This window comes from Amaricoccus sp. W119, assembly GCF_047275745.1.
In the GTDB taxonomy this organism is placed as follows: domain Bacteria; phylum Pseudomonadota; class Alphaproteobacteria; order Rhodobacterales; family Rhodobacteraceae; genus Amaricoccus.
Genome location: NZ_JBKQWU010000092.1, coordinates 1 through 7975, shown reverse-complemented (window position 1 = coordinate 7975; position 7975 = coordinate 1). Strand labels below are relative to the sequence as shown.

The following is a 7975-nucleotide window of genomic DNA, read 5'->3' as shown; positions in this document are numbered from 1 at the left end:
GGTCATAGTCGCGCCGAGCGGTATCAGTCCAGGGCATCGGATCTCCGTCAGTCTTCGCAAACCGACGTGAATCACAACCCGCTGATATCGCTCAACTCATTTCGGGTCCGGCTCTGATAACCCGAAGGGTGCTCATGTCACGAAAAGGGGGCTTGCGATGCGAATGGAACGGCGAGCGGCTATTCTCCTGATGGCGGCCGCGCTGGCGCTCGCGCCGGCCATCACCGCGCAGGCGCATCATGGCTGGTCCTGGGCCGAGGACGAGCAGACCCAGCTCGAAGGGGTGATCGAGAGCATCTCGATGAGCCCGCCGCACCCGACTCTGCACGTCAGGGATGCGCGGGATGTCCTGTGGCAGGTCGATCTCAGCAACCCGCGCCAGACCGACCGGTCAGGCTTCACCGGAGACTCGGCCAGCGTGGGCGACGCGATCACCGTGATCGGGAACCGTTCGCTCGACGCCAGCGCGGCGCATATGAAGGCGGTGCGGATCACGATCGGCGGCCGGAATTACGACCTTTATCCCGAGCGGATCGCCGACTGAGCGGTGGAAGTCCTCGACTGGGTGGAGGGCAGTCCGCTCGCCATGGCGCTGCGCGGCTCGGGCGATCTCTACATGCTGGTCAACGCCGCCCATATCCTCGGGCTCGGCCTGCTTCTCGGCGCGATCGTCCCGCTCGACCTGCGGCTGATCGGATTGTTCCGCGCGACCCCGATCGAGGTGATCGCGCCGTTCCTCAGCCGGGCGGCGGCGACCGGTCTCGGCCTCGCCGTGCTGACCGGGCTCGCGCTCTGGTCGGTGGAGCCGGCCGAGTATCTCGCGAACGCGGCCTTCCGGGTGAAGGCCGTGCTGATCGGCCTCGCAGCGGTCAACATCGCGCTTCAGCACCATGGCGCGGGGTGGCGGGCGCTTCGGGCCGGAACCCCGCCGCCACTCGCGACGCGGGCACGGGCGGCGGTGTCGCTGCTGCTCTGGCTCTCTATCCTTCTGGCCGGCCGGTGGATCGGCTTCCTCTGAGGCGAGTGGCGGCGGATCGGGCGGCCAGCGCCGCGCGCCGAACGGCGGCGGGAACAGGTCCGAAAGTCCGGCTGCGAGGCGGGCAGGCCCTTGAAAAAGCTGGAAACATGCGGCTTCCTCTGCGCGCGGGGCCGATCCGCCTTCCCGAATGTCCGGGCCCGGACCGGAGAGCACGGATGGGCCCCGCGACGACAACGATCGGAAGAAGGGGAGGAACCATGACCATCGGAACCAGACGGGGGGCCGGCGCGATCGGCGCCATGCTGCTCGGCCTCGCCTCAGGCACGGTCCCGGGCACCGCCGCCGCGCAGGATGTCACCATCGTGCTTCCGGAACAGCCGGGCAATCTCGAGCCCTGCCGCTCGATCCGCTCCGACATCGGGCGGATCATCAACATGAACATCACCGAGACGCTGACCGACATCAATGTCGAGAACGGCGAGGTCGAGCCGCATCTCGCGACCGAATGGGAGCAGGTCGATGACCTGACCTGGCATTTCAAGCTGCGCGAGGGGATCGAATTCCAGGACGGCGCGCCCTTCAACGCCGAGGCGGTCGCCAATTCGATCAACCGGCTCATGAACCGCAATATCACCTGCGACAGCCGCTCGAAATTCGGCGATGTCACGCTGACGCCCTCGGCCGTGGACGAGCTGACGGTGGCGATCAAGTCCGAGATCCCGATGCCCCACATGCCGACGCTGATGGGCACGGTGCAGATCGTCTCGCCCAACATGACCTTCGACGCCGAGGTGCACGAGCCGGTGGGAACCGGCCCCTATGTTCCCGAGACGATCGACAGCGAGCATGTCGTGCTGACGCGGGACCCGGATTACTGGGGCGAGGCGCCGGCGGTCGAACGGGCGACCTTCGTCTGGCGCACCGATTCGGCGATCCGCGCCGCCATGGTCTCGACCGGCGAGGCGGATCTGACGCCGGCGATCGCGGTGCAGGACGCGACCAATCCCGACACCGATTTCGCCTATCTCAACTCGGAAACCACCCGGATGCGTCTCGACATGCAGATGCCGCCGCTCGACGATGTGCGGGTGCGCGAGGCGCTCAACATCGCGATCGACTGGGACGCGATGGGCGAGGCGCTCTTCGGGCCGGATGTGCTGCGTGCAAATCAGATGGTGCCGCCCGGGAACTGCGGCTTCAACGAGGCGATCAAGCCCTGGACCTACGATCCCGAGCGGGCGGCGCAACTGATCGAGGAGGCGAAGGCCGATGGCGTGCCGGTCGAGACGCCGCTGACCATCATCGCGCGCGGCGGTTTCTTCCCCAATTCGGGCGAGTCGGTCGAGGCGATGCAGGGCATGTGGTCCGAGATCGGGCTGAACGTCGAGATCCAGCAGCTCGAAGCCTCGGCCTGGGTGCAGTATCTCGACAAGCCCTTCCCCGAAGGCCGGAACCCGACGCTGTTCCAGCAGCAGCACGACAACTCCACCGGCGACGCGGGCTTCACCGTGCCGGTCATGTATACGAGCGAGGGGCAGTATTCGACGGTCGCGAACCCGGAACTCGACGCGCTGATCCTGAAGGCGATGACGACCTCGGGCGAGGAGCGCTGCGAACTCTTCGGGCAGGCCTTCGCGAAAGTCCATGACGAGATCATCGCGGACGTGCCGATGTATCACATGATCGGCTATGTCCGGGTCGGCGACCGGATCGACTACAAGCCCGACCTGAAGACGAACAGCGAGGTCCGGCTGTCCGAAATATCGTTCGCCGAGTAACGGCGAACGGGCGGGGCGGCCCTCCCGGGCCTCCCCCATGCCTCACCGATGCCTCCCTGGCGCCTCCCCGGTGCCGCTCTGGGCCAGGCCGCCGGGCTCCCGGGCCCGTGACGCGCTGTCTCTTGAAACCCGGCGAGGAGTTGTCTAGGGCCGCTTCCATCCGTTTCAGGAGCCGAACGATGGATCAGCCAGCGATGCACCCCGCGGCGCCGCACTACCTGCCCGCCTTCGTCACCGCCCCCGGCCAGTCCGACTGGCTGATGAGCGTGATGCTCGTATTCCTCCTGGTCACGGTCCTGAGCGTCGGGCTGGTGTATCTCAGGCTCCACGCCCTGCCGGAGCACATGGCGCATCGCACGAACAAGGTTCAGTATCAGTTCGTCGCCGTGCTGGGGCTGCTCGCGCTCTTCACGCACAACAACGCCTTCTGGATCGCGGCGCTCCTGCTCGCGCTCGTGGAACTGCCGGATTTCGGCCGGCCGCTCAATTCGATCGCGCTGTCGCTCGAACGGCTTTCCGGCCGCGACCGGGAAGGGACGCCGCCGAACCCGTGGAACGACCTCCTGTCCGACGATTTCGAGAAGCCCGCCGGCCGGCCCGACGGGACGCCGCCGAAGCCGGGGGAGCGCGCCTGAGATGCTCGAACTGCTGCTCTGTTCCGCGATCACCGTCCTGCCGGACTTCCTCATCCGCCGCTTCGGCCAGGGCAAGCGCCTCGGCCGGGAGATCACGCTCTTTTCCGTCTGGTACGAGTTGCGTTGGGGGATCACCCTCTGCGTGATCCTGACCATCTCGCTTATCACGACGATCTTCTACTTCCATCCCTCGACTTCGAGCGCGGTGTCGGTGTTCCGCACGGTCACCATCCTGCCGGAGACGAACGGACGCGTCGCGGAGGTCTATGTCGAGATCAACGACCGCGTGACCGAGGGGCAGCCGCTCTTCCGGCTCGACCCGGCCGGACCGGAGGCGGCGGCCGAGACGGCGCGGCGCAAGATCGCCGAGGTGGACGCCGCGATGGTGACGGCGCGCTCGCAGCTCGCCGAGGCCGAGGGGCGTCTGACCCAGGCGCGCGGCTCGCTCCGGCAGGCCCGGGACGAATACGACACCCGCGCCGAACTGCTCCGGCGCGACACCAACGCCATCGCCCGCCGCGATGTCGATCGGGCGGAGGTCGCCGTCGAGACCGCGCAGGGCGCCGTGGACGCCGCGCTCGCGGGGCGCGAGGCGGCGCAGTCGCAGATCGACTTCGGCCTGCCGGCGCAGAAGGCCAGCGCCGAGGCGGCGCTGCGCGAGGCGGAGGTGGCGCTCTCCAAGACGCTGGTCGTCGCGGGCACCAGCGGCGTCGTGCAGCAGTTCGCGCTCCGTCCCGGCGACGTGGTCAACCCGATCCTGCGTCCCGCCGGGATTCTCGTCCCGGATCGCCGCGTCACCGGCCTCGCCGCCGGTTTCGGCCAGATCGAGGCACAGGTGATCAAGGTCGGCATGGTCGGCGAGGTCGCCTGCGCCGCCATGCCCTTCGGCGTGATCCCGGTCGTCGTCACCGATGTGCAGGACGTGATCGCGGCGGGCCAGATCCGCCCGACCGACCAGTTGCGCGACATCGGCGGCTTCGCCCAGCCGGGCACGATCACGGTCATCATGGAGCCGCTCTACGAAGGCGCCTTCGACCGGCTGCCTCGGGGCGCGAGCTGCGTCGCCAACGCCTATACCTCCAATCACGACGCCCTCCAGGACCCGGATATCAGCGCGCTCCGCGCCTTCGCGCTGCATGCGATCGACACGACCGGTCTCGTCCACGCCGCGATCCTGCGGCTTCAGGCGCTCATCCTGCCGGTACGCACGCTGGTCCTGAGCGGCGGACACTGACGCCGCCTGCCGGCGCCTGCCGAGCACCGTGCCGCCGGTCGTCCGCCGGGGCGGTGGCGCTCCGATGTCTCCGCGGCTAATCCCCCGAGGATTGCCTTCTCGTCGGCTCGACCCCGTGTCGAGGTGTCGGCGGATTGCATGTTGGTATGACATACAGCGAAAATGCAACGCGTGTTCGCATATGATTGCATTTTGGAATGATGAAATATAACATGACCCCTGCGAATCAACGACGCGGCCGTTCACGGGGCAATGCGCGACTGCGTGCCGGCTGTGAAGGATCGCGGCTGTCCATCAGGGGAGGAACGCGGGTGGAGCGGGATCGGATCGACGCGGAGAGCGGAGTGGGAAGCGGGCTGGGCGGCCGGTGGTCGCGACGGGATTTCGGGCGCGCGCTCGCGATCGGCGGGCTCGCCGCGCCGATGGTCCTGTCACGGCCGATGGCGGCGCGGGCCGAAGGGGAAACCGGCGTTGGAGCGGGGACCGAACCGGCCGTCGGCGCCTATATCGCCTATGTCGGCGCCCGCACGACGAAGGAGCGCAACGCGCGGGGAAACGGGCTCAACGTCTACCGCGTCGATGCGGGGACCGGCGCCTGGACGCATGTGCAGCTTGTCGGCGATCTGGTTAATCCGTCCTTCCTCGCCTTCGACCGGACGGGCCGGTTCCTCTACACGGTCCACGGCGATCTGAGCGACATCACCGCGTTCTCGATCGACGCGGCCACCGGCGAACTGACCCGGATCAACGGCCAGAGCACCGAGGGCAAGAACCCGGTCCATCTCGCGATCGACCCGACCAACCGCTTCGTCGTCGTCGCGAACCATATCACCTCGACCATCGCCCTGCTGACGCGGGAGGAGGACGGCTCGCTCGGCCCGGTCATCGATCTCGTGTCGCTCGAAGGCGAGCCGGGGCCGCATCGGGTGGAACAGCCCTTCGCGAAGCCGCATCAGGTCGAATTCGATCCGTCGGGCAAGTACATCGCCGTCCCAGACAAGGGGCGCGACGTGGTCTTCACCTACGAGATCGACGCCGAGGCCGGCAAGCTCGTCGCCGCGACCGAACCGGTCGCCGCGCGCGAAGGCGCCGGGCCCAGACATATCGCCTTCCACCCCGCGGGCGCTCTCGCCTATGTCGTCAACGAACTCGACAGCACGGTGACGGCCTATCGCTTCGATCCGGCGACCGGCGTTCTCGCGCCGTTCCAGCTCCTGACCACCTTGCCCGATACTTTCACGGACAACAGCCGCGCCGCCGAGATCGCGGTCTCGCCGGACGGCCGCTTCGTCTATGCCTCGAACCGCGGCCATGACAGCATCGCGATCTTCGCCGTCGAGGAGGGGACGGGGCGGCTCGCGCATGCCGGCTGGCAGGAAAGCGGCGGCGAGACGCCGCGGTTCTTCGCCATCGACCCGAACTACCAGCGCCTGCTGGTGGCGAACGAGGACACCGATTCCATCGTCTCCTTCGAGATCGACCGATCGAACGGGTCGCTCCGGCGCGTCGGCGAGCCGGTTCAGGTCGGAAGCCCGGTCTGCATCGTGTTCAGGCCCCTGGGCTGAACCGGTCCTGAGCCGCCCCCACGTTCCGTGCGTGGAGGCGTTTCGGCAACCGGTACCCTCGGATGACGACGAGGGGAGAGTGGGGCCGGTCGGCGGCGCCGGCCGAATGGCGCGGGCGCGTCGCCGGCCCCCGGCATCTACCTGACCGCCTCGCCGAGCGGAACGCTGATCAGGCTCGGCGAGAGCTGCTTGATGACGCGATCCCAGCGGGTGACCGGCTGTTCGGCGATGAAAACGATATCGTCGGGCCGAAGCTGCATCCGGGTCATCATCATCATGCCCACCCCTGACCCCGCGTCCACGTGCCAGGCCGTCACCGCGCCGAATTCGCGCGGATCGACCGAGCCGCGCAGCACGTAGATCTCGCGGGGATTGCCGGTGATGTTGGAAGATCCCGTGGCACCGTCATAGAGCGCGTCGGAGAGCGTCGCCGGATTGCCGTAGGGCAGGGGCCAGCGACCCTGCCTGGCGACCTCGCCGCTCAGATAGACGTGGTCCCGCTTCTCGGCGCCGTATTCGACGCGGGCGGTGAAGGTCTCCTGTTCGCCACGCTGCTGCTCGATCTCCTGCGACAGGATCTGGAGCGCGTTCGACCGGTTCTGTTGCCGGAACTCCGCGAGGCGGATCTGCTGCTCGAAATAGGCCGCCGCCTTGGCGAGGTCGTATTCTGTATCGACGAAGACCGAGTCGCCGTCGGCGAGCCGGACCTTCTGGTAGCGCGGATTGACCAGGTATTCGGCGACCGGGATCTGATAGAGCGCGCCGTCGCGATAGATGCGGATCACCGCGGAATCGCGGTCGGCCGCGTCGATGCCGCCGACGGCGGTGATCGCGGTGTCGAGGTTCAGCGGAACGAGCGTGATCGGCGCCACGCCGGGCGCCACCACGGCGCCGCCGACCGCGGCCTTGCGCGCGTTGAATTCGGCGATCTCGAGGCTGAAGGAGGGGTCGATCTGGCGTTCGAGCAGGCGCTGGAACAGGATGCCCTCGGCTTCCTCCAGCGTCATCTCGGCGATGCGGACCCGGCCCACGTCCGGAATCGCGATCGAGCCGTCGTCCTGCACGGTATAGCCCTGGCGGCGGTTCTCGGCCGCGAGCAGGCCCGTCAGTTCCTCCACCGTCGTGCCGACGCTCTTGGTCGCGAGCACCACAACGTCGCCGACGCCGATCCGGTAGGGCTCGGTCGGCACCGGCGGGGGAAGCCGGGTCACGAGATCCTCGGGCCGGTTCTCGGGCAGGTAGACGGGCGCGGGCGCCGCCTCCATGCCATAGCGCCCGGAGCCGGAGGCCGGGGCGAAGGCCGCCGGCAGACGCCGCGGCGCATAAGGATGACGGTTGGCGATCATGACGGTCTCGGGCGTCACCTCGACGACGCGGATCTTGCCGCCGCCGACCGGCCCCTCGCGGATGTCGGGGCTGTGATAGACGATCCCGCATCCGCTCATGAAAAGCATCAGGCTCGTAATGGCTGCGTATCTCATTGCATCTCCAGGGGGCCGCGGGAGGGTGGGAACAGGATCTGCGCCCGGCCGGCCCGATCGCTGATGAATTGAAGGCTTCGCACGATCCGCCCGTTGCCGAGCAGGTGCAGGTTCGTGAAATCCCGCTCCGGGTTGTGGCAGGTCTCGCGGACCATGAGGCCCGCGATCACGCGGCCATCGGGGGCCCGGGTTTCCTCCGCGCCGAGGGGCTCGATGTCGCAGACATAGGCCCGCGTCCGGGTCCGGTCGTCGCCATCGAGATAGGTGTGGAACCGGGTCACCCGCGCGGCGCGGCCGCCGAGG

7 protein-coding genes and 1 pseudogene are annotated in these 7975 nt (G+C 68.2%); 6 read left to right on the top strand and 2 right to left on the bottom strand.

Going from position 1 to position 7975, the window contains the following annotated elements; translation table 11 throughout:
- Positions 1-157 precede the first annotated feature (157 nt).
- The 6 genes from ACLJK8_RS20945 (at position 158) to ACLJK8_RS20920 (ending at position 6191) form a co-directional block, all read left to right on the top strand.
- A complete protein-coding gene (locus ACLJK8_RS20945; RefSeq protein ID WP_413152329.1) occupies positions 158-544 on the top strand; it encodes a DUF6152 family protein in 387 nt (128 codons plus the stop codon).
- A gap of 3 nt (positions 545-547) precedes the next feature.
- Positions 548-1018, top strand: coding sequence for a DUF6644 family protein (locus ACLJK8_RS20940; RefSeq protein WP_413152328.1), 471 nt, complete (start codon positions 548-550; stop codon positions 1016-1018).
- Between the two features lie 218 nt (positions 1019-1236).
- On the top strand, positions 1237-2757 hold the full coding sequence (locus ACLJK8_RS20935; RefSeq protein ID WP_413152327.1) for an ABC transporter substrate-binding protein: 1521 nt from the start codon (positions 1237-1239) through the stop codon (positions 2755-2757).
- Between the two features lie 179 nt (positions 2758-2936).
- A complete protein-coding gene (locus ACLJK8_RS20930) occupies positions 2937-3392 on the top strand; it encodes a hypothetical protein (protein WP_413152326.1) in 456 nt (151 codons plus the stop codon).
- Between the two features lies 1 nt (position 3393).
- A complete protein-coding gene (locus ACLJK8_RS20925) occupies positions 3394-4626 on the top strand; it encodes an HlyD family secretion protein (protein ID WP_413152325.1) in 1233 nt (410 codons plus the stop codon).
- A 344-nt stretch (positions 4627-4970) separates the two neighbouring features.
- Entirely contained in the window at positions 4971-6191 is a 1221-nt protein-coding gene (locus ACLJK8_RS20920) for a lactonase family protein (protein WP_413152324.1), read from the top strand.
- 137 nt (positions 6192-6328) lie between these two features.
- Here the strand turns inward: ACLJK8_RS20920 and ACLJK8_RS20915 are convergent, their stop codons facing one another.
- The gene (locus ACLJK8_RS20915; protein WP_413152323.1) at positions 6329-7672 is read right to left on the bottom strand and encodes a polysaccharide biosynthesis/export family protein; all 1344 of its coding nucleotides are present in this window, start codon (positions 7670-7672) and stop codon (positions 6329-6331) included.
- Positions 7669-7975 (bottom strand): annotated as a pseudogene (locus ACLJK8_RS20910) (hypothetical protein); the annotation flags it as partial. The pseudogene ACLJK8_RS20910 and the gene ACLJK8_RS20915, both read right to left, overlap by 4 nt.